Below are 23,195 nucleotides of genomic sequence, written 5' to 3'. Positions count from 1 at the left end.
GCCATGGAACCCGCCGCGGCCGCGGGCTCGCCGCTCTCCGCCGCGGCCGCGGGCTCGCCGCTCTCCGCCGCGGCCGCGGGCCCGCCGCTGCTCGCGGCCCACGCCGCCCGCATCGCCGTGGACGACGTCGTCGCGATCGACGCGCTCACCGTCGAGACGCGCGGCGATCGCGTGCTCTGCGCCGGCGACACCGGCGCGCTCTTCGCCGCGCTCACGGGCATCCCCCTCTCGACCGCCCGTCGGCCGGAGCCTCCGGCCTCCGCCGACGGCGCCCTCGACGAGACCCCCGGCGAGGCGCGCGTCGTCGCCGGGCGCCTCGCGGTCGCGGGCCGCGACGTCGGCGGCTTCGCGCAGCGCGCGGCGAGCGGGGCCGCCCCGCTCGATCCGCCGCTGCCGCTCGGCTGGACCGCGGAGGCCTACGTCGGCTGGAGCGCCCGGCTCGCGGGCGCCTCCGCCCGCGCCGCCGCCGAGATGGCCCCCGCCGCCCTCGCCCGCGTCGGCCTTGCCGCCGCCCGGCGGCGCACGCTCCAGACCCTCGCGCTCCCCGAGCGCCGCGCGCTCGTCCTCGCCCAGGCGATCGCCGCGGCGCCGCCCGTCGTCATCGCCGAGGATCCGCTGGTCGGCCTCGACGACGGCGCCGCCGGCTTCGTGCTCGCCGCGCTCGCCGGCGCCACCGAGGGCCGCGGCGCGCTGATCACGGCGGCGCGCCTCGACGCCGAGGGCCCGCAGAGCGTGCTGCTCCGCGGCGCCACCAGCGTCGTCGTGCTCGCGGGCGGCGAGCTCGCCTTCGCGGGCACGTTCGCGGAGATCGCCGCCGGCGGCCACGCCTACGCCCTCACCGTCCGCACCAACGCCGGGCCGCTCCGCGAGGAGCTCGCCGCCCGCGGCATCGCGCTGCGCGGCGGGCCGGCGCGCTTCACCGCCGCGTTGCCCGAGGGGGCCACCGCCCGCGACATCGTCCTCGCCGCGTCGCGCTGCCGCGCCGCGATCGTCGAGCTCGTCCCCCTCTTCTGAGCGTCGCGCGCCTCTCCCCTCCCCGCTGCGCCTCTCGCTAGCCCCCGCCGCCGAGCCTCCCGCGCGTCCCCTCCCCCGAGCCTCCCCGCGCGTCCCCCCGCTGCCGAGCGCGCGCCGCGCGTCGTGCGACTGTTCGCCACCCGGCCGGGCGCCGTAGTACCGTGCGCGCGATGTCATCCGAACCCGCCGCGAACCAGCCGTCCGCCGCTCAGGTCACCCCGGGCGGCTCGTCCCCCGGAGGCCGCCTCGCCGTGCTCACCGCGTTCGCGGTGGGCGCCTCGTGGATCCCGCTCCCGGTGATCCCCGACCGCTTGCTCACGCGCATCCGCGGCGCCATCGCCCAGGACACGGTCGCCCGCCACGGCCTCAGCCTCACCACCGACGCGCGCGCCCTGCTCGCCCAGCCCGGCGGGGATCGGAACACGTTCCGCAAGGCCGCCTCGCTCCTCACGCGGGAGGTCCTCCGGCGGCTCACCCCGGCCCAGGCGGTCGCGGCCGCCGCGTGTGGCCTCGAGGTGTACGCGCTCGGCCACCTCCTCGACCGCTACATCACGCACGTCCGCCGGACGAGCGCCGTCCGCATCCACGCGGACGAGGCGCGCCGGGTCCGCGACGCCATCGATCGCGCCGTGCGGCGCGCGCTCTCCCCCTCGCTCCGCGCGAGCGTCACCATCCTGCCCGGCGGCTCCGAGGACCTGCGCGACGAGTTCACGCGCTGGATCGACGCCTTCCTGCTCGCGGGCGCCGCCGCGCCCGAGTACGTCGGGCGCCGCCTCGACGTGGCCTTCGACGAGATCGCCGCGACCGGCTTCGACCATGGTTGACCCCGAGGACCACACCGCCGCCGCGGGCGCGGCCGGCGGCGCCCGCGCCGCGGAGCCCGCGCCCGACGCCGAGCCCGCCGCGCGCGCCGCGCTCAAGCGCTGCCGCCGCGTCATCGTCAAGATCGGATCGAAGAGCCTGTCCGGCGACGCCTGGGACCGGCTCGCCGCCGAGGTCGCCGCGCTCCGCGGCCGCTCCGGCCGGAGCCTCGTCATCGTGTCGAGCGGCGCGATCGCGCTCGGCGTGGCGAAGCTCGGGCTGAAGTCGCGCCCGAAGGACATGGCGTGGCTCCAGGCCGCGGCCGCGGCGGGCCAGAGCGTGCTGATGCAGCGCTACGAGGAGGCCTTCGGCAAGGTCGGCCTGCTCGTCGCCCAGGTGCTGCTCACCCACGCCGACCTCGCCGACCGCACCCGCACCAACAACGCGCGCAACGCCCTGGCCGCGCTGCTCGAGGCGGGCGCCGTCCCGATCATCAACGAGAACGACGCGGTCGCCGTCGAGGAGATCAAGTTCGGCGACAACGACCAGCTCGCGGCGATGGTGACCCCGCTCTGCGAGGCCGACCTCCTGATCCTCCTCTCCGACGTCGAGGGCCTGCTCGACGGCGACGGCCGCCGCGTGCCCGTCGTGCGCAGCGTGGCCCGCGAGGCCCGGCACCTCGCCGGCGGGTCGACCTCGGGCGTCGGCACGGGCGGCATGGCCAGCAAGGTCGAGGCCGCGCGGCGCGCCACGCTCGCGGGCTCGCACGTGGTGATCGCCGGCGCCCGCGAGCCGAACATCGTGACGCGCATCCTCTCGGGCGAGGACGTCGGCACCCTCTTCACCGCCGTCCCGCAGCGGCTCAGCGCGCGCAAGCACTGGATCGCGTACACGCTGCGCCCGCGCGGGGCGATCCTCGTCGATCGCGGCGCCGCCGAGGCGATCAGCGCGAAGAACCGCAGCATCCTCGCGGTCGGCGTGCTCGGCGTGCGCGGCACCTTCCTCCCGGGCGACGCCGTCGCCGTCGTCGACCCGGAGGGCACCGAGATCGCCCGCGGCCTCGCCCGGATGTCCGCAAGCGACGCCGCCCGCATCGCCCGGAAGAAGCGCGACGACGCGGGCGAGGACGTGGTGATCCACCGCGACGACCTCGTGGTGCTGCCGAGCGAGTAACCCGCCCCGCCCGCCTCGCCCCCATGTAGGTGCGCTGACCACGCCGCCCGCGCGATCGCGATCGCGCCGCTCACGATCGCGGGAACCTCCTCGCCCTCGGCGTTGTCGCTCCTGTCCTGGAGGTCGGGTGATGCGCTTCGGGCTGTTCGTTGCCAACGGCTTGCTTCTCGCTGGAGTCGCCTGGACGGTCGGGTTCGGCCCGAACCTCCGGGCATCGCAGCTCGTGCCCGCGCGCGAGCCGGCGGCGCTCGGCCAGCTCGATCAGCTCTCCGAGCTCGAGGCCCGCTACGCCGCCGACCCGACGCCGGCCAACGTCACCGCGCTCGCCGCCGCCTACCTCGAGCGCGATCAGCCCGGCCTCGCCGCCTCTGCCCTCGACGCAGCCCCCCGCGAGGTGCGCACGCGCCCCGAGGCCGCGCACCTCGCCGCCCGCGCCCACTTCCGTCGCGGCCGCGCCGCGGACGCGCTCGCCGCGGCCGAGCAGGTGTCGGCCGCCTGCGCCGTGGACGCGTGCCCCGCGTGGCTCGCCGCCAAGGCCGCGCGCCACCGCGCCTTCCTCGAGCAGCTCGTCGCGGCCGGCGTCGAGGACCCGCAGGCCGATCCGATCGCCGTCCGCGCCGCCTACGAGCGCAGCGCGAGCGAGGTGCGCCTTGTCGCGATGCGCTGAGCGCGCGGCGGCGCTGCGCGCGCGGCCAGGCAAGGCGTCGAGGGCGAGCGCCGCGACCGCGCGACGGCGCGGGGTGAGGTTCTCCCTGACAAGGATCGATCTGGCCGGGATGGAGATGGAGGAGGAGCGGACCGTTGAAATCCTGCGCGGCGGCGGCGCGCGAGACGTCAGGGGCGAGCGGGGATCGTTAAGAGTGCATCCAAGCTTGGAATGCCGGTCGTTGTCGAATGACGGTTCACGTCTTATGCCGTAGCCTCAGGTCTTGCTCGGCGCGTCCGCACCGGGGGCGCTGTCCGATAAAACAACCGGTTGCGCTTGGGAGGGTCCCCCTCAGGTGGAACAGCCGCACGCTCGAACGTTGGGCGCATCTGCGCCGGCCTTGAGAGGGTTGTACCGACGCGGCGCGCTCATCGCGGTCGCGCTTGCCTTGAACGCCGCGGCCTGCGCGCGGCCGATCACCAACGCGGGCCTGCCGACCCCCGCGGCGCAGCCGGGCCAGGAGGGTCGCCAGGTCCAGCTGCGCCCGCCGTTCGAGCTGGCGACGGACGAGGACGCGATCGTCCGGATCGTCACCGACGTGACCTGCACGGGCACGCTGATCACCGAGGACCTCGTGCTCACCGCGCACCACTGCGTCGCCGCGCGCGATCACAACGGCAGGACGCTGCGCCGCGATCAGGAGCCCGAGGCGATCGCGATCGAGCTCGGCGGCGACCACCTGCCCTGGGGCGACGTCGCGGTCCGCGCGGTGGTGTCGCCGGACTGCGGGTACACCGCGGGCGAGGGCGACATCGCCATCCTCGTGCTGTCGCGGCGGCTGCTCGGGATCCCGACGCTCACGCCGCGGCTCGAGGCCGAGCCGGAGCCGAAGGAGCAGGTGACGCCGTACGGCTTCGGCCGCTGCGCGCTCTCGCGCGATCCGGTCCACCTCGTGCCCCGGCCCGGCGGCGCCATCGACGCCGTGGCGCCCGGGCATTTCGTCGCGACCGCCTCGATCTGCCCCGGCGACTCGGGCGGCCCGGCGCGGAGCGATCAGGGGAACGACGTCGTCGGCGTGATCTCGTCGAGCGTGATGGACGGCGACGAGCACACGACCGGCACCTCGTACTTCAGCCGCCTCGACGTGTGGCCCGAGCTGTTCTCCGCGGCGCGCGAGATCGCGGCCGGCGCGAGCCCGAGCGAGCTGCCGCCGTACCGGAGCTGCCTGCGCTGACGTCGCCGCGGGGTCTCCGGGCGCGCCTTGGCCGCCGATCCCGGCGGCCGCTGCGCTAGGCTCTCGGGGCGGCATGCGGAAGCTGTTCAACGGGCTGCTCTGGATCCTCGGACTCCTGCTGGTGGTCGGCGTCGCGCTCCGCGCGCTCGTCCTCGACGTGTGGCGGGTGCCGGACGACCCGATGCTGGGCGCCTCGATCGCGCCGAGCCTCGCCCCGGGCGATGTGGTCGTGGTGCTGACGCGGGGCACGTCGAGCTTCGGCGACCTCGTGCGGTGCCCCGATCCCGAGGCCCCCGGCAGCCACATCGTCGGCCGGATCGCGGGCGTGTCGGGCGACACGGTCGAGGTCGACGGCGGCGCCCTCACCGTGAACGGGCGGCGTTACGACGCCGAGAGCGCGTGCGCCGAGCACAAGGTGACGATCACCGACCCCGCCACGGGCAAGCCGGTCGAGCTCTCGTGCGACATGGTGCTGATGGGCAGCGGCCTGCACATGCGCGCGTCGGGGCGCAGGCCCCCGCTCGAGCGCAAGCACCGCGTGGACGTGCGGCCCGACACGGTCTTCCTGCTGAGCGACAACCGGAGCTACCACGACGACTCGCGCGACTTCGGCCTCCAGCCGCACGGCGCGTGCAGCCAGCGCATCGTCTTCCGGCTCTGGGGCGCCGGGGGCTGGGGCGACGACGCGCGGCGCTTCACCTACGTGCGCTGAGCGGCGCCGGCCCACGCCGGCCCGCGCGCCGCCCGCGGAGGCCGGCGCCGGGCCCATGCCCGCGGGAGGTCGTCGGGGCCGCGCGCTCGATCCCGCCGCTCCCGGACCGGCCGCGGAATCGTGCCGCGTTGCGGCACCATGGGGCACGTCGCGGCACGTCTACCGACAGCCGCCCTGGATCTGCGTCACCTCAAGCTTGACCCCTCCGCTCCTCGACGTCTAGAACCGTGGTTCTCTCCACCCGGGTCGGGGATCCAGCGCCTCGAGGGCTGGGCTCTCCCGTCCGGGCTCGCTTCATCGGTCGGAGGACCGCTCAAGCGGCCCTCCACTGGCGCGGGTCGGAGAACCGTGATTCCGCGGTCCTCCAATGCACCGAGGAGACGTTTGCACACCGAGCAGCACGAGATTGGCATCGTCTGTGGCCAGTGCGACCTGTGGAGCCCGATGGGCACCGCGCGTTGCCCTGAGTGCGCGAACGACTTGGCCCTGTTCACGCCGCGCCGCGCCAGCTCACCCGTCACGCCGGGCCGCCGCGCCGGCGCGGCCGACGGCGGCGCCAGGGCGGAAGCGCGGCTCGGCCCGACGAGCGCGCGCGGCCCGAAGACCACCTCGCCGAAGAGCGAATTCGCCGAACTCTCCCAGGAGGAGCTGATGGAGCAAGCCCGTAACTACGTCTGCCGTTCCTGCTCGAGCGGTGTTCCCTCGGGCCACAAGTTCTGCGGGCGGTGCGGCACGGCCGTGCCGCCCGAGATCCTCAACGCGCAGACGCTGTTCTTCGGGGACATGCAGAACCCGGCGAAGGCGAAGCTGATCCTGATCCGCGGCGAGGGGATGGACGGCCTCTCCTTCCACCTCAAGGCCGAGCAGCACATCGTCGGCCGCAACGGGCAGCTCGTCTTCCCGGACGACCCGTTCGTCTCGCCGAAGCACGCGAACTTCTTCTACCGCGACGGCAAGCTGGTGGTGCGCGACGAGGGCTCGCTGAACGGCGTGTACATCCGGGTGCGCGGCACGATCGACATCACGCCGGGCGACACGTTCCTCGCCGGCGAGCAGCTCTTCCGGCTCGATCCGACGCCGCGCGCCTCCGACGGGCAGGACCCGGACGGCACGTTCTTCTACTCGTCGCCCAAGCACCCGAGCCCGTTCCGGCTCACGCAGGTGCTCCAGGGCGGCGCGGTCGGGATGACGGTCTGCGCGCGGGGCAGCTCCCTTCAGATCGGGCGCGAGGGCGGGGACCTGAACTTCCCGGTGGACCTCTACATGTCGGGGTCGCACTGCCGGCTCGAGGAGCACAACGGCAAGTTCACGCTGACGGACCTCAACAGCCGCAACGGGACGTACGTGCGCATCAAGAGCGAGCGCGAGCTGGCCCACGGCGACTACCTCTTCATCGGGCGCAAGCTGCTGCGCGTCGAGCTCAACACCAACTGAGCGCGGGCGGGGGTCCCGAGCGGGACGCGCCGGGGGGCGGGCACCCCCGCACGATCGGCCCCTCCGCCGCAAGCTGGGGGAGCTCGCCGCGGAGGTTATCGCTTGCGGGACGCGCGGGCGCTCAGGCGGTTGATGGCGTCGCCTGCCGCCCAGGCGACCCGCGCGGCCGCGTTCAGGGAGCGGACCACCGCTTCGGGCACCTGCGCGACCAGCCGCTCGAGATCCACCGGGCCGTCGATCGACGGCAAGAGCTGCTCCATGAGGTCGGCGAACAGGTCGTACTTGCGCGACAGATCGACGAGCCGCGAGCGCATCGCGTCGGCCTCCGCGCCCTCGGCGTCGCCGAGCAGATCGAGCGCGCGCCGCGCGAGCGCGCGTTTGTCCTGCACCACCCGGCGCAGGCGCGCGAGGTAGGCGCCGACGATCACGTCGGGGTACTTGCCGCGCAGCGCGAACGAGTCGTGCCGCGCGCCCGACTCCCGCCGGCGCTCGATGATCCCCGCCGCCTCGAGCCCGCGCAGGTTCGCGAAGATGTTGCTCTTCGAGCGGCCGAGCTCCTGGCTGAGCTCATCCATCGAGCGCGGCGCGTCCGCGAGGTACAGCGCCGCGACGACCTGACCCCCGAGCCGGGTGATGCCGGGAAACGAGGCGGCAATCTCGGCGCCGACCCCCTCGAGCAGCTCCTGCCGCGCGGCGGCGACCCGCTCGTCCGACGCCCCGGCGCTGCCCTCCTCCCCGGCCGCGGGCTGCGGCTGCGGCGGGGGCGCGGTCGGCGACCTGGGCCTGCGGAGGGTCATGGTGTGCGCTCACATAACGATCTTTCGCGGGGGCGCCAAGCAGCCAGCGCGCCCCCGCGCCCGGCCGCTCAGGAGTCGTCGCCGCAGAGGGCAGCGAAGCTGCCGCGGGGCTGACTCTTGTAGAACTCGACCGGGCAGCCGCCCCAGCGCGAGACCATCTCCCCGACATCGATCGCCAGGCTGCTCGACCAGTCCCGCGCGCCGTCGAAGCGCGCCCGGATGATCCCATTCGGGTCGATCACCCACGTCTCGGGGAAGAGCTGGGTGCCGTACTGGTCCATCACCACCTTGGACTCGGGGTCGAACAGGATCGGAAACGGGGGATCCCCGTTGAGGGCCACCTTGAGCGTGTCGCGCACGTCGTCCGGCCCCGCGTCGGTCGACACCGTGAGCACGACGAAGTCCTTTCGTCCGCGCGCGATCCGGCCGAGCTCCGCGAGCGCCGGCATCTCCTCGAGGCAGGGGCCGCAGGTCTTCGTCCAGAAGTTCAGGAAGACCGTCTTGCCGCGGAACGACGAGAGCCGGACCAGGTTGCCGTTCATGTCCGGCAGCTCGAAGTCCGGCGCGATCCGGTTGCGGCCGGCGTACGCGGGGCGCATCGCGCACATGGCCTCGCAGCTCGTGGTGCGCTGGTCGTTCTGCGCGGCGTGCACGAAGCTGTAGACGCCGACGGCCGCGGCGAGGATGAAGAGGATCTGCGAGACGTTGGTCCACTTCACAGGCATGGCCATACCGTAGCGCCTCGCCGGAGGAAAGCGGGCGGAAGCGACCGGAGATCGCGCGCGGTCAATCTACGCCGGAGGCCACACCGGAGAGCAGCCGCTCGAGCCGCTGCTCGTCGACGCGGTACTTCATGATCTTCCGCCCATCCAGCTCGACGACCGGGACCTCCCAGTCGTAGAGGGCGCGCTTCTCCGGGCCGGCCTCGCGGTCCAGGTCGACGACGGCGAGCTCGAACGGCAGACGCGCGCGCACCCGCTCGAGCGCGGCGTGGGCGTCGTCACACAGGTGGCAGCGCTCGCGCGTGAAGAGGGTCAGCTTCTTCATTTTTCGCCCCTCATCGAAACCCCGCTCCGCCGCGCGCCCCGCTCAGCCGGCGGCGAGCAGCGGCAGGCTCTGGCGCCGCGGCGGCTCGGGGCGCTGCACCTTCTCGAACGCGCGCTCGTAGTCGCGGAACGAGCCGCCGGCGTGCACCGCCTGCAGCACCGCGCGCCCCTCGGCCTCGCCGCCGGCGGCGAGCACCGCCTCGACCCACGCCCAGCGCGCGCTCGTGGCCCGCACGTCCGCGCGGCCGCGCAGCCCGCGGCGGAGCCGGTCGAGCCGCTTGTTCACCACGTCGATGCCCGCGAAGCGCGCGCCGTGCAGCGGCGTGTTGCGCTTCGGGCAAAACGGCGCGATCCCGAGCGCGACGGGCACGATGCGGGAGAGCTCCGTGACGAACGCGACGCACTCGTCGACGTCGGCGTCGGTCTCGCCGGGGACGCCGACCATGAGGTACAGCTTGAGCCGGTTCATCCCGTGCTGCCGCGCGAGCTCGGCCGCCCGCTGGAGGTGCCGGGGCCGCGCGCGCCGCTCGAGCGTCTCGCGCACGCGCTCGCTCGTGCCGTCCATCGCCGTCGTGAGCGTCTTGTAGCCCGCGAGCCGCAGCGCGCCGACGAACTCGTCGGTCAGCCGGTCCGGCCGGAGGCTGCTCAGCCCGACCTCGCAGCCCCGCTCGGCGAGCGTCCGGACCACCTCGACGATCTTCGGGTGGTCGCTGACCGCGGCGCCGACCAGGCCGACGCGCCGCGCGTCCTCGGGGATGAGCTCGAGCAGGCGCTCCTTCGGGACGATGCGCATGCCGCCGTTGGTCGAGCGGCGCATCACGCAGTAGGTGCACCCGCGCGAGCAGCCCCGCTCCGCCTCGATGAGGAACATGTTCGAGAGCTCCGTCTCCTCGGCGCGGATCGGCGACCAGGCGGGCAGGAGCGCGTTGTCGCACTGGGCGACCGGGGGCATCTCGGCGCCGTGGCGCGACGGGACGAAGACGTGGGGGACACCCGCCAGCTCGTCGAGCGCCGCCTCGCGCGAGGGGGCGTCCCGCAGCCGGCGCAGCACGTCCACGGCCAGCGTGTCGGCCTCGCCCATGAGGATCGCGTCGGCGAACACCGCGAGCGGGAGCGGGTTGGAGAACGTGAGCGGGCCGCCCGCGAGCACGAACGGGTGGCGGCCGTCGCGCTCCTCCCGCAGCGCCGGCAGCCCCGCGAGCTCGAGCAGGCGGACGACCCCGGCGAGCTCGAGCTCGTAGGCGACGGAGAGCGCGATGACCGGAAAGTCGGAGAGGGGGCGGAGGCCCTCGTACGTGACCGGAGCGCCCTCGGCGCCGGAGGTGCCCTGACCCTCGTCGTCCGGCAGGAAGGCGCGCTCGCACGCCATCCCGGGCTCGGCCTGGATCATCTTGTAGATCTGGAGGAAGCCGAGCGAGCTCATGCCGGCCCGGTACGGCGAGGGGTAAGACAACGCGACGCGGAAGGGCGCCTGCTTGTCGATACGACCGATCTCGCTCGCGAGCCGGCGGCGGATCGTGGTCGTCATCGCGCTACGAGACATCGGCGGAGCGTCCCTCAGGGGACGTCCAGGCGCAAGGACGCGGGGCGGTCGGGCGCCGGCCGCGGCGGCTCGCCCGGGCGGGCCCAGCGGACCTCGCGGCCGTCGGTCTCCCACATCAGGGCGCCGCCGCGGTCCATGCGCGCGATGGCGACGCCGCCGGCCGACAGGCGGGAGATCACCTCCGCGCTCGGGTGGCCGAAGCGGTTGCGGACGCCGCAGGACACCGCGGCGACCGAGGGGCTCACGGCCGCGAGCAGCTCCGGGCCGGTCGACGTCCGGCTCCCGTGGTGCCCCACCTTGAGCAGGTCGGCCCGGAGCGCGGCGCCGTACCGCGCGACGAGCGCGGCCTCCTCCTCGTGCTCCGCGTCGCCCACGAGCAGCGCGGAGCGAGCCCCGTAGGTGATGCGCAGGACGAACGAGTTGTCGTTGGCGCTCCGGTCCGGGTGGAGCTCGGGGCACGGCGCGAGCACCTCGATCGTGGCGCCCGAGAGCACCCGCGGCCGGCCGCAGAGCGAGGCCGGCCGCACCACGGGCACGCCGCGCCGGCGCAGGCCGGCGAGCAGCCCCGCGTAGACCGGGCCCGCGCCCTCGGCCTCGCCCTGGCCGGTGTCCCAGAGCTCGCCGACCTCGACGCCCTCGACGACCGCGGGGAGGCCGCCGAAGTGGTCCGGGTGCGGGTGGGAGAGGACGACGGCGTCGAGGCGCGCGCGGCGGCGCGCCCTGAGGAGCGGCCGGATCACGCGCGCGCCGGGATCCACGGGGCCGCCCACGAAGCCGCCGGCGTCGACGAGCATCGCGCCGCCCTCGGGCAGGTCGATCAGGATGGCGTCGCCCTGCCCCACGTCGAGGACGTTGACCCGCAGCACCCCGCGCGGCGCGCCCGCGCGCGCGGCGACCAGCTCGAGCAGCAGCCAGGCGGCCGCGCCGGCGGCGAGCGCGGCGGCGCGGCGGGCGCGGCGCTCCGCGGCGCACGCGAGCGCGATCGCGGCGGCGAGCGCGGCGAGCTGCGCGCCGGTCGGCTCGGGGAGGCGCAGCACCACGCCGGTCTCCGCCGAGGCGCGGGCGACGGCGCGCACCGCGAGCAGCGCGCCCGAGCCGACGAGGGCGCACCCGCGCTCGACCGGCGGCGCCCACGAGAGCACCGCGTGCGCGAGGCAGAACGGGAGCGCGGCCAGCTCGCCGATCGGCGCCGCGACCACGTTCGCCGCGACGCCGAGCAGCGGGAACGTCGCGCCGTTCATGAGCAGGAGCGGCGCGCACCCGAACATCGCGGCGAGCGTGGTCGCGAGCGGCGCGAGGACCTTGCGCGCGAGCGCGCGGGGCGACGAGGACGCCGACGACGCCGACGACCACGAAGCCGCCGCGGACGAGGCGCCGGGCAGCCCGAGCGCGTCGTCCGCCGCCCGCGCGCCGCCGCGCTCGCCGGGCACGAGCAGCGCCGCGAGCGGCCGCTGCAGCCAGAGCAGGCCGGCGGTCGCGGCCGCGGAGAGGCCGAACGAGAGATCGCACGCGATCAGCGGATCCACCGCGGCGGCGCCCGCGATCGACAGGGCGAAGCTGCGGACGCCCACCGGGCGGAGGCCGAGCAGCCGCGCGCACATCGCGGCGCTGAGCATCGCGGCGGCGCGCATCGCCGATCCGCCGCCGCCGGCGAAGTCGGCGTAGAGCCACGCGGCCGGCACACACACGGCCGCGGTGATGCGGCCCGCGTCCCACCGCGCCGCGATCGGGCCGACGCGGACCAGGACGGCGCGGAGCAGCGCGGCGAAGCCCGCCACCGCGAGGATGAGGTGCGTCCCCGAGACCGCGAGCAGGTGCGCGAGGCCGCTGTCGCGGAACGCCGCCTCGTCCTCGGGCGCGAGATCCGTCTCGCCCAGCACGAGCGCGCGCCCGAGCGCGGTCGCGCCGGGGTGGAACGTCGCCTCGATGCGCCCGCGCACGAACGCCCGCGCCCGGTCGATCGCCGCGCCGATCGATCGCCCCTCCGCGGTGCGCCGCGCGTCGACGATCGTCCCGCTCGCGACGACGCCGCTCCGCGCGATCGCGGCGGTCGCGTCCCGGAGCCCCTCGTTCCGGAAGAGGTGGATCGGCGCGAGATCCACGAGGATCTCGAGCCGATCGCCGCGCGCGAGATCGACCGGCGCCCCGTAGAGGCGCGCCCGGAGCGGCGCCCCGTAGCCGTAGAGGAGCGTCCGACCGCCGCACGCGCCGCCCTCGAGCGCCACGTCGACGCGCGCCGCCGGCGCCTCGCCCTCGGCGCGCTGCGCCGCCCCGACGACGACCGGAGAGCTCAGAACCACGCCCGTCACCTCGCAGCGCGCCGGCGGCTGCAGCTGCGCGACCGCGGCCCCGTAGAGTCCGCCCGCATCGTCGAGCAGCGCGCGGGCGCGCAGTCCGCCCACGACGAGCGCCGTCGCGGCGGCGGCGACGGCGGCGCGGCCCGCGCGGCGGTGGAGCGCCGCCGCGACGAGCGCCGCGCCGAGCGCCGTGGGCAGAGGGGAGAGCGCGAGCGGTGCGCCCGCGGCGAGCGCGAGCGCGAAGAGCAGGACGGGATCGATCACGGCCGCGCCGCTCCGCAATCGCCGGGCCGCCGCGTCGCCCGCCGTGTTTCCGAGTCATTCCGTGGGGGTGCCAGGCGTTATTCCCCTGGCGCCGCCATGGCGGAGCGGCGTGACTGCGATTACCAGAGAGCCTGCAAGAGCTCGCGAGCTGCCGCCTGATGTGTTGCATGCAACGAGCCGAGTCGTCGATCGCGCGCGGCGCGCGTGCATCGCCGCACATTCGCCTCTAGACTGTTCCGCCGGCTGCTGTGCCTCAAAGGCGCGCACCTACATTGCAGTACTTGGAGGCTCTCGATGTCGTTTCGCTCGCCCGGGGTCGCTTCGATTCTTGTCCTGGGATTCGCTGCCACCGCGTGCAGCTCGGCCTTCGATGAGCCTCCCGACGTGACCGGGTCGACGCGCGACGCCATCCGAGGCGGTTACAAGGACGACGGCGACAGGGCCGTCGTGGGCATCTACAACGACGAAATCGGCGCCATCTGCACCGGCAGCCTGATCGCGCCGAACGTGGTGCTGACCGCGCGGCACTGCGTCTCGGACATGGCGAATGAGCTCGACGGTCAGATCACCTGCCGGTCGACGAAGTTCACGGCCACGCACCTGGCGCGGCGGATCCTCGTCACGACCGACGCCGAGATCGGCACCTTCTCGCATTTTTACCCCGGCAGCGAGCTCGTGTTGCTCCCCGGGCCCGACGCCGACAGCTTCTGCGGCAACGACCAGGCGATCCTGATCCTCGACGAGCTCATCCCGGAGAGCGACGCCGTGCCGCTCGTGCCGCGCGTCGACGAGCCCCTCAAGGAAGGTGAGGAGTACTACGCGGTCGGCTTCGGGGCGACGAACGACAGCAGCACCGGCGCGGGCCTGCGGCGGCGCCGCGACGACCTGGTCATCGATTGCGTGGCCGACAGCTGCCCGGCGTCCATGGTGAAGAGGACGGAGTGGGTGGGCGACACCGGCATCTGCGAGGGCGACTCGGGCGGGCCCAGCCTCGACCTGATGAACCGCGTGATCGGCGTGACCTCGCGCGGCGCCGTGGGCTGCGAGTATCCCATTTATGGGTACGTCTACGGCTGGGCCGACTGGATCAAGGAGACGACCGTGCGCGCCGCCGAGCTCGGCGGCTACGAGCCGCCCCGCTGGGCGACCGGCTACCCGACCAACCCCGTCTACTCGGCCGACGTCGGCGCGGCGTGCGAGGCGCCGGGGGACTGCGCGACGAACGCCTGCCTCAACGGCTACTGCACCCGTCCTTGCACCGAGATCGCGACGTGCCCTTCGGGGTATACCTGCGACGCGGCGCTCGGCTTCTGCGCGCAGATCCCCGGGCCGCCCCCCGACGACGACGGCGGGGGCGACGAGACGAAGGACGGCGCGGGTGATGACGAGGACGACGTGGGGGGGAGCGGATCGTGCAGCATGCAGGCGAGCCCGGATCCGACGAAGCCAGTGCCCTGGCTGGTCGGCGCGGCGAGCCTGGGCGTCCTCTCGAGCCTGCGGCGGCGTCGCCGCAGCCGCGGCCGGCTTGGCTGAAGCGCCGCGCGCCGCCGATGCGCCGCGCGCTCCCGCGCCCCCGCGGCCGGGCGCGCCCCCGGGCGCGGGGAGCGCGCCGGGCCACGCGCTCGGGCGGCGGGGCGCGCTCGCGGCGCTCGCGGCGCTCGCGCTCTCGGCGTGCGGGCGCCGGGCCCCGGCGGCCGCCGGCGGGGCGCGCGTCGTCTCGCTGTCGCCGAGCACCACGGAGGCGGTCTGCGCCGTCGGGGCCGCCGCGGCGCTCGTCGGCCGCTCCCGCCACTGCGACCACCCGCCCGAGGTGCTCCGCCTGCCCAGCGTCGGCGGCTACGCCGATCCGAGCGTCGAGGCGATCGTCGCGCTCTCCCCGACCCTCGTGACCGGCGCCCGCGGCCCCGCCGGTCCGGCGCTCGAGGAGACGCTGCGCGCGCACGGCATCGAGACCTTCTTCCCGGAGACCGAGTCGCTCGCGCAGATCGAGGAGATGCTCGCGGAGCTCGGGCGGCGGCTCGGCGCGGCGCCCGGCGCCGAGCAGGCGATCGCCCGCATCCGCGCGCGGCGCCGCGCGGTCGAGCGGGCCGTGCAGGGCAAGCCGCGCGTCCGCGTCGCCCTGCTGTTCGACACCGCGCCGATCTTCGTGGCCGGCCCCGGCAGCTTCGCCGACGAGCTGCTCCGGCTCGCGGGCGGCGAGAACGCGATCGCCCGCGGCGGGGCCTACCCGTCGATCAGCGTCGAGCACCTGCTCGCCCTGGACCCCGACGTGCTGCTCGACGGCACGGCCGCGGAGGGGGCGGCGCAGGGGGCCTCCCGGCTCGCGGCGCTCCGGGAGGCGCCCGGCTGGAGATCCCTGCGCGCCGTGCAGGAGGGTCGCCTGCGCCCGCTCCGCACCGACGTCGTGCTGCGCCCGGGGCCGCGCATCGGCGAAGGGCTCGTCGCCGTGGCCCGGGCGCTCCACGGCGACGCCCTTGCGCTCTCGGACGCGGCCGAGGGGCCCGGCGGCGAGCCCCGCCCCGAGCCTCTCCCCCAGGGCGCGGGCCTCGTGCCCCCTTCCCCTTCTTCCACCTCGAGGGCGCCGTGACCCGCGTCCGCGCCGACGCGTTGCTCGTCGCCAGGAAGCTCGCCGGGTCGCGGACCGAGGCGCAGGCGCTGATCATGGCCGGCAAGGTCACCTCGGGGCCCCGCCGCATCGACAAGCCCGGCACGTTGCTCCCGGAGGACGCCGAGGTGCACGTCGCCTCGGGGCCCCGGTTCGTGTCGCGGGGCGGCGACAAGCTCGAGCACGCGCTCGCGGCCTTCGCCGCGCACGGCCTCGACGTCGCCGGGAAGACCTGCGTCGACGTGGGCGCCTCGACCGGCGGCTTCACCGACTGCCTGCTCCAGCGCGGCGCGGCGCGGGTCTTCGCGGTCGACGTCGGCTACGGCCAGCTCGCCACCAAGCTCCGCGCCGATCCGCGCGTCGAGGTGCGCGATCGGGTCAACGCGCGCGAGCTCCGGCGCGAGGACTTCGACAGCCCCATCGATCTCGTGGTCGTCGACGCGTCCTTCATCAGCATCGCCCGGCTCATCGAGGCGATCGCCCGCCTGCTCGGCCCCTCGGGCGACCTGGTCGCGCTGATCAAGCCGCAGTTCGAGGCGGGCCGCGAGGCCGCCGCCCGCGGGCGCGGCGTCATCCGCGACGAGGCGACCCGCCTCGCGGCGATCGCCGAGGCGCGCCAGGCCATCGAGGCCGCGGGCTTCTCGGTGGTCGGCGAGGTCGACAGCGCGGTGCGCGGGCCGAAGGGGAACGTCGAGCACTTCGTCCATGCGCGGCGCGCCGGCTGACCGCGCCGCGCGCCGCGCCGCACGCCGCGCCGGCTGACCGCGCCGCGCGCCGCGCGCCGCGCCGCACGCCGGCTGACCGCGCCGCGCGCCGCGCGCGCACTACGGCGCGCGAGACCGCAGGAATCCGTGGAGAATCGAACACTTAAGATGTCCGACGCCGAGCGCGCCGCGGCCCGACATAGCTGACGTGCCGCGTGGACAATGGTAGACGCGACGAGTACACGCGCTCCATGGCCGCTGTGTGGGCGGCCATGGCCACCGGCGGGCGACCCGCACGCGAGGCGGCCCGGCGACACGGAGGATGACAACATGCTCGGACGACGGGGTTTGGTGAGGATGATCGCCGGGGCGCTCGCGCTGAGCGCGATGGCGCTCGGGTGCGGCAAGAAGAGCGAGGGCTCGGGCGGCGACCCGGCGAAGCAGGCCAAGGACGACCCCGAGTGGAAGGTCGGCGCCTACTTCAGCCTCTCGGGCGAGGAGACGGCGTTCGGCGTCGACTCGAAGGAGGGTATCGATCTCGCCATCGACGAGATCAACAAGGCGGGCGGGGTCAAGGGCAAGCCGATCAAGATCCTCTACGAGGACAACAAGTCGAAGCCCGAGGAGGCGACCAACAAGGTCCTCCAGCTGATCGACCGCGACCAGGTGCTCGCCCTGCTCGGCGAGGTCGCCTCGTCCCGGTCGCGCGCCGGCGGCATCGTCGCCAACAAGAAGAAGGTGCCGATGATCTCGCCGGCGTCCACGAACCCGGACGTGACGAAGGTCGGCCCCTTCGTGTTCCGCGCCTGCTTCACGGACGACGTGCAGGGCCAGATGGGCGCGCAGTTCATCGTGAGCACGCTCGGCAAGAAGAAGGTGGGGCTCCTCTTCGCCTCCGACGACCTCTACTCGTCGGGCCTCGCCAACGAGTTCCGCGCCGAGGCGAAGCGCCTAGGCGCGGAGGTCGTCATGGAGAAGAGCTTCCTCAAGAGCGAGACGAACTTCACGACGTACATCAACGAGCTCAAATCGGCGAACCCCGAGATGATCTACGCGCCGATCTATTACACCGCGATGGCCCCGATCGCGCGGCAGGCCAAGGCCGCAGGCGTGCCGGGGACCCTGTTCGTCGGCAGCGACGGGTGGGACGCGGAAGAGCTCCTGCGCGACGCGGCCGAGGAGCTGGACGGCGCGTACTTCACGAACCACTACGCGCCGGACGTCCCCTGGCCCAACTCGCAGGCGTTCGTGAAGAAGTACGAGGAGCGGTACAAGCGCACGCCGTCGAGCATGGCCGCCCAGGGCTACGACGCGGCCGGGCTGCTCGCCGACGCGATGGGCCGCGCCAAGGCGATGACCCCGGACGACATCCGGCAGGCCATCCAGGACACCAAGGGGTTCCAGGGGGCGACGGGGGTCATCACCATCGACGCGAACCGCAACGCCGACAAGCCGGTCGTGATTGTCCAGATCAAGGACAAGAAGTTTACCTACTACGCGACGGTCAACGACAAGACCGCGAAGCAGTAGCAGCCGTGCCCGCGCGCCCGATCTCCACCCCGCGCGCGGTGAAGGGGTCTCCATGGAAAAGATCGTGAATGCCCTCATCACGGGGCTCGCCCAGGGGTCGATGATCGCCCTCGTCGCCCTCGGCTACACGATGGTTTACGGCATCCTCAAGCTGATCAACTTCGCTCATAGCGAGGTCTTCATGATGGGCGCCTTCGCCGGGCTCTTCGCGATCACGGCCTTCGGCGCGGACAGCGCGCCGCTGCTCGCCGGCGTCGCGGGCACGCTCTGCGCGATGGCCCTCACGGGCGCGCTCGGGGTGGCGGTCGAGCGGGTGGCCTACGCGCCGCTGCGCGCCCGGGGCCGGGGCCTCGCGAACACGCGGATCACGCCGCTGGTCACGGCGCTCGGGATGAGCGTGCTCCTCCAGAACCTGGCGCAGCTGCTCTTCACGGCCCGCTACCGCGGTTACCCGCAGCTCCTGCCGATCGAGCACGCGCGCAAGGTGATCTTCGTCACCTCGATCCTCGTGATGATCGCCCTGGAGCTGCTCGTGCAGCGCACCTGGACGGGCAAGGCGATGCGCGCGCTCAGCATGAACGTCGAGGCCGCCCGGCTGATGGGCATCCGGACGTCGCGGATCATCTCGCTCACGTTCCTCACGGGCTCGATGCTCGCGGCCGTGGGCGCGGTGCTCTACTGCCTCTCGCAGTCGCAGGTGTACCCGACGATGGGGGTGGTGATCGGCACGCGCGCCTTCGTGGCGGCGGTCATCGGCGGCATCGGCAACATCACGGGCGCGATGCTCGGCGGGATGTTGATCGGGATCATCGGCGAGATGACGAAGCTGACGCCCTACTCCGGGCTGCAGGACGTCCTCGTGTTCACGGTGCTGATCGGGGTGCTCCTCGTGAAGCCGACGGGCCTGCTCGGTCGGGCGGGCGTCGAGAAGGTGTAGCGCCGCCGCGCGGGGGGGCGGGCCGACACGCCGCGCCCCCGTGCGGTATGCTCGGCGCATGCGACGCCTCGGTCTCGTCCTGCCGATCTCGCTGCTGGCGGCGTGCGCCGCGACGCCGCCCGCCAACTGGGCTCGCGGCGGCGCGTTGCTCGACATCCCCCGCGCCCGCTGGGTCTACGGCGATCTCGCGATCGACATCCTGCCGGAGGGGAAGATCCTCGTGAACGGCGAGCACGAGCTCAATCTGGACCGCGGGGGGCGGGTCTTCGATCTGTCGGCCGAGCCGGTGGCGCTGCTCGAGGGGGACGGGCGGGTCACCGGGCCGAACGAGGCGTCGCTGGGGCAGATGGGGGTGCTGCACGCGTCGCTGCCGGGGGAGAAGAACGCCTGGATCACGGTCGCGAGGTCGGGGGCGGTGGTGCGGTACGAGGACGACGGCGAGCGGATCCCGTTCGGCGTGTGGCTGGGGTGCGACGTGACGCCGCGGGCGCACCAGGCGTGCACGCTCGTCACGCACGTGCTCGGGATGCGGATCCGGAAGCTGGAGCGGCAGAACACGAGGGAGCCGACCAGGATCGGGCTGGGGGACGGGTTCGGGATGGGAGGGGTGTTCTCGCCGTAAGGGCTGGGGGCGCTGGGGGCGCCGACCGGGTGGGCCCGCGCCGGCGGGGGGATGTGCGCGGCAGGGCGCGGGTGGGCGCTCGCCATCCGCCGAGGCGGGGGCGTGGGAGCTTGCGCATGGAGACACCGCCCGGCATGTCTCCCTTCGGGCCTTGAGGACTGGGACGTTATGGTGCGCGCCACACAAGGCGCGCCTGGGGCGCCGCGCCGTGGGAGGCCTTATGGCACCTCGGTCGGTGCTGGATCGCGCCCACCCGCGCCCTGCCGCGCACATCCCCCCGCCGGCGCTCACGCCTATTTTTAGCGTGTGCCTTGCTGGCTTCGTAGGGCGGCGCAACGACGCCCACTGCGCTCAGCGTCGCCTTGCGCGCCGCCTCTTCTTCGGGCGTGCGTGAACGCGATGTCCTCGACGCGCATCTGGAAACCAGCCTCCGTGAGCACCTTGGCCAGCACCTCAGGATCCTTGTCCTGGAGATCCACGGTGACATCGACGTCGGCCGTGAGCCGCGCCGCTCCGTGGAGCAGGGCCGCTTGCGCCCCGAAGAGGTACCACCCGGCGCCAAGCTGAGCGAAAACGTCAGCGAGCGCCCCGAGGAGCTCAACGAACGGCGAACGCACCGGCAGCTCGTTCAAGAAGACGCTTCAGCTCGACGTGATGCATCAGATCCTCGGCACGTTCCCGTTCCGTCGGGAAATCCGGACGTACACGTCGGGCGTGCTCGTACAGTGCATGGCCAGCCTGGAGAGTCGCCTGGAAGCCCTGTTCGCGGTACGTGCGGCTCCAGTGGTCGAGCTTACGTTGCTCCACCTCGGCTCGACTCCGTTCGGCGAAAGCTCGGATGTGCGCGGGATCCATCCGGCGCTCATTATAACGGAACGCCACGCTGCGGCCTCCTCGCCGCCGCTGGGACCGTACGTGCGCCACCGGAGACCGTCCCGGGCGCCTGGGCATGCCGGCCGGTCCGATGGGCGCGCTGGCTACTTCAGCAGCCAGCCGAAGAGCATTCGCTTCGTCGTGTCGCGGGCCACGGTGGCGAGGGAGTCGACCAGGGGGATGTCCTTCGGGCAGACCTCGACGCAGTTCTGGGACTTGCCGCAGTCGGTGATGCCGCCCTCGCCCATCACGGACTCCAGGCGCTCGTTCGCGTGCATCGCGCCGGACGGGTGCAGGTTGTAGAGGCGCACGAGGTTGATCGCGAAGGCGCCGACGAACTTCGTTCCCGCGTTGTACTGAGGACACGCCTCGACACAGCAGCCGCACGTCATGCAGCGCGAGAGAGGGTATCGCTCCTCCTGGCGCTCCGGGGACTCGCGCGGGCCAGGGCCGAGCTCGTGCGTGCCGTCGATGTCAATCCACGCGCGCACGCGCTTCATGTCCTCGAACATCCGGCTGCGGTCGACCAGGAGGTCGCGCACGAGCGGGAACTTGGACATGGGCTCGAGCGTGATCACCTCGCCCTTCGGCGCGATCTGATCGATGAGCGCCGAGCAGGCCTGCCGGACACGGCCGTTGATCACCATCGTGCACGAGCCGCACACCTCCTCCAGACAGACCGCCTCCCAGACGACGGGAGGGACCTCCTTGCCATCCACCGTCCGAGGATCACGCTGGATCTGCTGGAGAGCGCTGATGACGTTCATCTGCGGGAGGTAAGGGACTTTGAACTCCTCCCAGCGCCGCGTCTCCAGGCGATCCGCCGTGTCCTGGCGCCGCACGCGCAGGTGCACCAGCCGGCCCTCGCCCCTCGCCTGCGACGGCGCCGCCGCCGCCGCCCCGTTCGCCTTGTCTCCGCTCGCCTTCGCCATGCTACACGCTCTTCTGCGACAGCTTGCCCGTCGCCTGTGCGCTCGCCGCGCCCGCCTGCTCGTACTTGCGCTCCCGCGGCGTCACGAGCGACGTCTCCACCGCGTCGGTCACGTGGACCGTCTGGCCGGCGCAGGCGTAGTCGAACTCGCGGACGAACTTCACCGCGCCCTTCTCCTCGTGCCGCGCCAGCGTCGTGCGCAGCCACTCGGCGTCGCTCCGCGCCGGGAACTCGGGCTTGTAATGCGCGCCGCGCGACTCGTCGCGGCGCCGCGCCCCCTCCGCGATGACCCGCGCCAGCACCAGCATGTTCTCGAAATGCCGCACGAACTGCGCCCCCTGGTTCACCCGCGGCGCCGTGTCCGTACAGCGGATCCGACCCGCCCGCTCCTCCAGCTCGCCGAGCTTCTCCAGCACCTTGTCGAGCACGCCGTTGTCGCGCTCGATCGTGCAGTCGCGCAGCATCATCTCGCCGAGCTCCTGGTGCAGCCGGTACGCGTTCTCAGGCTGCTTCGCGTCCTGGTTCTGCGTGAGGATGCGCTGGTAGTCGGCCTCGGCGCGCTTCTCGGCCTTCTCGAAGATCGAGCGCGGCAGATCGAGCGCGCTCCGCCGCATGCTCTTCTGATAACTCGCCACCGCCGGGCCGCAGACCATCCCGCCGTAGATGCACGAGAGCAGCGAGTTGGCGCCCAGCCGGTTCGCCCCGTGGTACTGGTAGTCCACCTCGCCGACCGCGTAGAGGCCAGGGACGCTCGTCGCATGATTGCGCGGCGAGCCCACCTTGAGCGAGCCCCGCGCGTCCGCCTCGTAATCGACCCACAGGCCGCCCATCGAGTAATGGACGGCCGGGAAGACCTTCATCGGGTTCTTGTACGGGTCCGTGCCGGCGAACTTCTCGTAGATCTCCAGGATGCCCGCGAGCTTCGCGCGGAGGAACTTCTCGTCCTTGTGCGTCAGGTCGAGGTAGACCTCGTTCTCGTTCTTGCCGGTCGCCGCGCTGAAGATGCCGCGGCCCTCGTGGAAGCACGTCCTGAAGATCGCGCGCGCGGCGATGTCCCGCGGGACGAGGTTGCCATAGCCGGGGTACATCCGCTCGAGCAGGTAGTCGCGCTCCTTCTCGGGGATGTCCTTCGGATCGCGGGCGTCGCGCTTGTCCTTCGGCACCCAGACGCGGCCGCCCTCGCCGCGCGCGCTCTCCGAGATGAGCCGCAGCTTGTCGGCGCCGGGGATCGCCGTCGGGTGCACCTGGATGAACTCGCCGTTCGCGTACACCGCGCCCTGCTGGTACACCGCCGACGCGGCCGTCCCCGTGCAGATGACGCTCAGCGTGGAGCGGCCGAAGACGATGCCGCAGCCGCCCGTCGCGAGCACGACCGCGTCGCCCGTGAAGGCGCGGATCTGCATCGATTTCAGGTCCTGCGCGACGCAGCCGACGCACGTGCCCGAGTCGTCGAGGATCGCCCCGAGGAAGTCCCAGAACTCGTGCTTCCGGACCATCTTCTCGCCCGGGATCGAGACGCCGTGCTCGTCGGTGACGTCGGCGAGCTCGAAACGCCGCACCTGCTCGTCCAGCGCGTAGAGCAGCTGCTGGCCCGTCGTCGCGCCGGCGAAGGCCGTGCGGTGGAACAACGTGCCGCCGAAGCGGCGGAAGTCGAGCAGGCCCTCGGGCGTCCGGTTGAACGGCACGCCCATGCGATCGAGCATGTACACGATGCCCGGCGCGGCCTCGGCCATCCCCTTGATCGGCGGCTGGTTCGCGAGGAAATCGCCGCCGTACGCCGTCTCCTCGAGGTGCACCTGCGGGCTGTCCCCCTCGCCCTTCGTGTTCACCGAGGCGTTGATGCCGCCCTGCGCGCACACCGAGTGCGAGCGCTTCACCGGCACGAGGGAGATCAGGTCGACCGGGACCTTCGCCTCGCACAGCTTGATGACCGTCATCAGGCCGGCGAGACCGCCCCCGACGACGATCACCCGCCGAACCTTCCCCCCCTCGCTCCTCGTCGTGCTCTTCGCGGCCATGTTCGACTCCGATG

The 23,195-nt window shown here is 73.6% G+C and carries 22 protein-coding genes; 13 read left to right on the top strand and 9 right to left on the bottom strand.

What is annotated here, in order from left to right:
- The first annotated feature begins 3 nt into the window (after positions 1-3).
- The 7 genes from WMF43_RS46645 (at position 4) to WMF43_RS46615 (ending at position 7,014) form a co-directional block, all read left to right on the top strand.
- A complete protein-coding gene (locus WMF43_RS46645) occupies positions 4-1,014 on the top strand; it encodes an ABC transporter ATP-binding protein (protein ID WP_437675220.1) in 1,011 nt (336 codons plus the stop codon).
- Between the two features lie 170 nt (positions 1,015-1,184).
- Positions 1,185-1,838: a hypothetical protein gene (locus tag WMF43_RS46640; protein WP_437675218.1), complete on the top strand. Its 654-nt coding sequence runs from the start codon at positions 1,185-1,187 to the stop codon at positions 1,836-1,838.
- Positions 1,831-2,988, top strand: a complete 1,158-nt coding sequence (proB, locus tag WMF43_RS46635; protein ID WP_437675217.1) for a glutamate 5-kinase — start codon at positions 1,831-1,833, stop codon at positions 2,986-2,988. Before WMF43_RS46640 ends, proB begins: the two co-directional genes overlap by 8 nt.
- A 160-nt stretch (positions 2,989-3,148) precedes the next feature.
- Complete coding sequence (locus WMF43_RS46630; protein ID WP_437675215.1) at positions 3,149-3,655, top strand: hypothetical protein; 507 nt, start codon at positions 3,149-3,151, stop codon at positions 3,653-3,655.
- A 427-nt stretch (positions 3,656-4,082) separates the two neighbouring features.
- Positions 4,083-4,868, top strand: coding sequence for a trypsin-like serine peptidase (locus WMF43_RS46625; protein WP_437675213.1), 786 nt, complete (start codon positions 4,083-4,085; stop codon positions 4,866-4,868).
- Positions 4,869-4,941: 73 nt separating this feature from the next.
- Positions 4,942-5,580 carry a signal peptidase I gene (lepB, locus tag WMF43_RS46620; RefSeq protein WP_437675211.1) on the top strand — a complete coding sequence of 213 codons (639 nt, stop codon included), beginning with the start codon at positions 4,942-4,944 and terminating at the stop codon, positions 5,578-5,580.
- A gap of 384 nt (positions 5,581-5,964) precedes the next feature.
- Positions 5,965-7,014, top strand: coding sequence for an FHA domain-containing protein (locus tag WMF43_RS46615; RefSeq protein WP_437675209.1), 1,050 nt, complete (start codon positions 5,965-5,967; stop codon positions 7,012-7,014).
- Positions 7,015-7,109: 95 nt separating this feature from the next.
- Here WMF43_RS46615 and WMF43_RS46610 read toward each other — a convergent pair whose 3' ends face one another.
- From WMF43_RS46610 to WMF43_RS46590, 5 genes are all read right to left on the bottom strand, one after another.
- Entirely contained in the window at positions 7,110-7,811 is a 702-nt protein-coding gene (locus WMF43_RS46610; protein WP_437675207.1) for a GbsR/MarR family transcriptional regulator, read from the bottom strand.
- Positions 7,812-7,879: 68 nt separating this feature from the next.
- The gene (locus WMF43_RS46605) at positions 7,880-8,542 is read right to left on the bottom strand and encodes a TlpA family protein disulfide reductase (RefSeq protein WP_437675205.1); all 663 of its coding nucleotides are present in this window, start codon (positions 8,540-8,542) and stop codon (positions 7,880-7,882) included.
- Between the two features lie 55 nt (positions 8,543-8,597).
- Positions 8,598-8,858, bottom strand: coding sequence for a glutaredoxin family protein (locus tag WMF43_RS46600; protein ID WP_437675203.1), 261 nt, complete (start codon positions 8,856-8,858; stop codon positions 8,598-8,600).
- A 42-nt stretch (positions 8,859-8,900) separates the two neighbouring features.
- Positions 8,901-10,400 carry a B12-binding domain-containing radical SAM protein gene (locus tag WMF43_RS46595; protein WP_437675201.1) on the bottom strand — a complete coding sequence of 500 codons (1,500 nt, stop codon included), beginning with the start codon at positions 10,398-10,400 and terminating at the stop codon, positions 8,901-8,903.
- Positions 10,401-10,414: 14 nt separating this feature from the next.
- On the bottom strand, positions 10,415-12,961 hold the full coding sequence (locus tag WMF43_RS46590; protein WP_437675199.1) for a ComEC/Rec2 family competence protein: 2,547 nt from the start codon (positions 12,959-12,961) through the stop codon (positions 10,415-10,417).
- A gap of 384 nt (positions 12,962-13,345) precedes the next feature.
- Between WMF43_RS46590 and WMF43_RS46585 the strand changes: the two genes are divergently transcribed.
- The 6 genes from WMF43_RS46585 to WMF43_RS46560 all read left to right on the top strand — a co-directional run bounded on the left by WMF43_RS46585 (position 13,346) and on the right by WMF43_RS46560 (position 19,359).
- A complete protein-coding gene (locus WMF43_RS46585) occupies positions 13,346-14,494 on the top strand; it encodes a trypsin-like serine peptidase (protein ID WP_437675197.1) in 1,149 nt (382 codons plus the stop codon).
- Entirely contained in the window at positions 14,487-15,548 is a 1,062-nt protein-coding gene (locus WMF43_RS46580; RefSeq protein ID WP_437675195.1) for an ABC transporter substrate-binding protein, read from the top strand. The genes WMF43_RS46585 and WMF43_RS46580 overlap by 8 nt, the downstream gene beginning before the upstream one ends.
- A complete protein-coding gene (locus tag WMF43_RS46575; RefSeq protein ID WP_437675193.1) occupies positions 15,545-16,291 on the top strand; it encodes a TlyA family RNA methyltransferase in 747 nt (248 codons plus the stop codon). Before WMF43_RS46580 ends, WMF43_RS46575 begins: the two co-directional genes overlap by 4 nt.
- A gap of 309 nt (positions 16,292-16,600) precedes the next feature.
- Positions 16,601-17,800 (top strand): ABC transporter substrate-binding protein, encoded by a 1,200-nt coding sequence (locus WMF43_RS46570; protein WP_437675191.1) that lies wholly within the window; start codon positions 16,601-16,603, stop codon positions 17,798-17,800.
- A 52-nt stretch (positions 17,801-17,852) separates the two neighbouring features.
- Positions 17,853-18,737 (top strand): branched-chain amino acid ABC transporter permease, encoded by an 885-nt coding sequence (locus WMF43_RS46565; RefSeq protein ID WP_437675189.1) that lies wholly within the window; start codon positions 17,853-17,855, stop codon positions 18,735-18,737.
- A 58-nt stretch (positions 18,738-18,795) separates the two neighbouring features.
- Positions 18,796-19,359 carry a hypothetical protein gene (locus tag WMF43_RS46560; RefSeq protein ID WP_437675187.1) on the top strand — a complete coding sequence of 188 codons (564 nt, stop codon included), beginning with the start codon at positions 18,796-18,798 and terminating at the stop codon, positions 19,357-19,359.
- Between the two features lie 299 nt (positions 19,360-19,658).
- On the opposite strand, the gene WMF43_RS46555 is transcribed toward WMF43_RS46560, so the two are convergent.
- From WMF43_RS46555 to sdhA, 4 genes are all read right to left on the bottom strand, one after another.
- Positions 19,659-19,991, bottom strand: a complete 333-nt coding sequence (locus WMF43_RS46555) for a hypothetical protein (protein WP_437675185.1) — start codon at positions 19,989-19,991, stop codon at positions 19,659-19,661.
- Positions 19,957-20,241, bottom strand: a complete 285-nt coding sequence (locus tag WMF43_RS46550) for a hypothetical protein (protein WP_437675183.1) — start codon at positions 20,239-20,241, stop codon at positions 19,957-19,959. Before WMF43_RS46550 ends, WMF43_RS46555 begins: the two co-directional genes overlap by 35 nt.
- Before the next feature lie 95 nt (positions 20,242-20,336).
- Positions 20,337-21,164: a succinate dehydrogenase iron-sulfur subunit gene (sdhB, locus tag WMF43_RS46545; protein WP_437675181.1), complete on the bottom strand. Its 828-nt coding sequence runs from the start codon at positions 21,162-21,164 to the stop codon at positions 20,337-20,339.
- 1 nt (position 21,165) lies between these two features.
- Positions 21,166-23,181 (bottom strand): succinate dehydrogenase flavoprotein subunit, encoded by a 2,016-nt coding sequence (gene sdhA / locus WMF43_RS46540; RefSeq protein ID WP_437675180.1) that lies wholly within the window; start codon positions 23,179-23,181, stop codon positions 21,166-21,168.
- Between the last annotated feature and the right edge of the window lie 14 nt (positions 23,182-23,195).

Source organism: Sorangium sp. So ce131 (assembly GCF_051519095.1).
Classification (GTDB): domain Bacteria; phylum Myxococcota_A; class Polyangia; order Polyangiales; family Polyangiaceae; genus Sorangium.
This window is presented reverse-complemented; position numbering and strand designations above follow the sequence as displayed.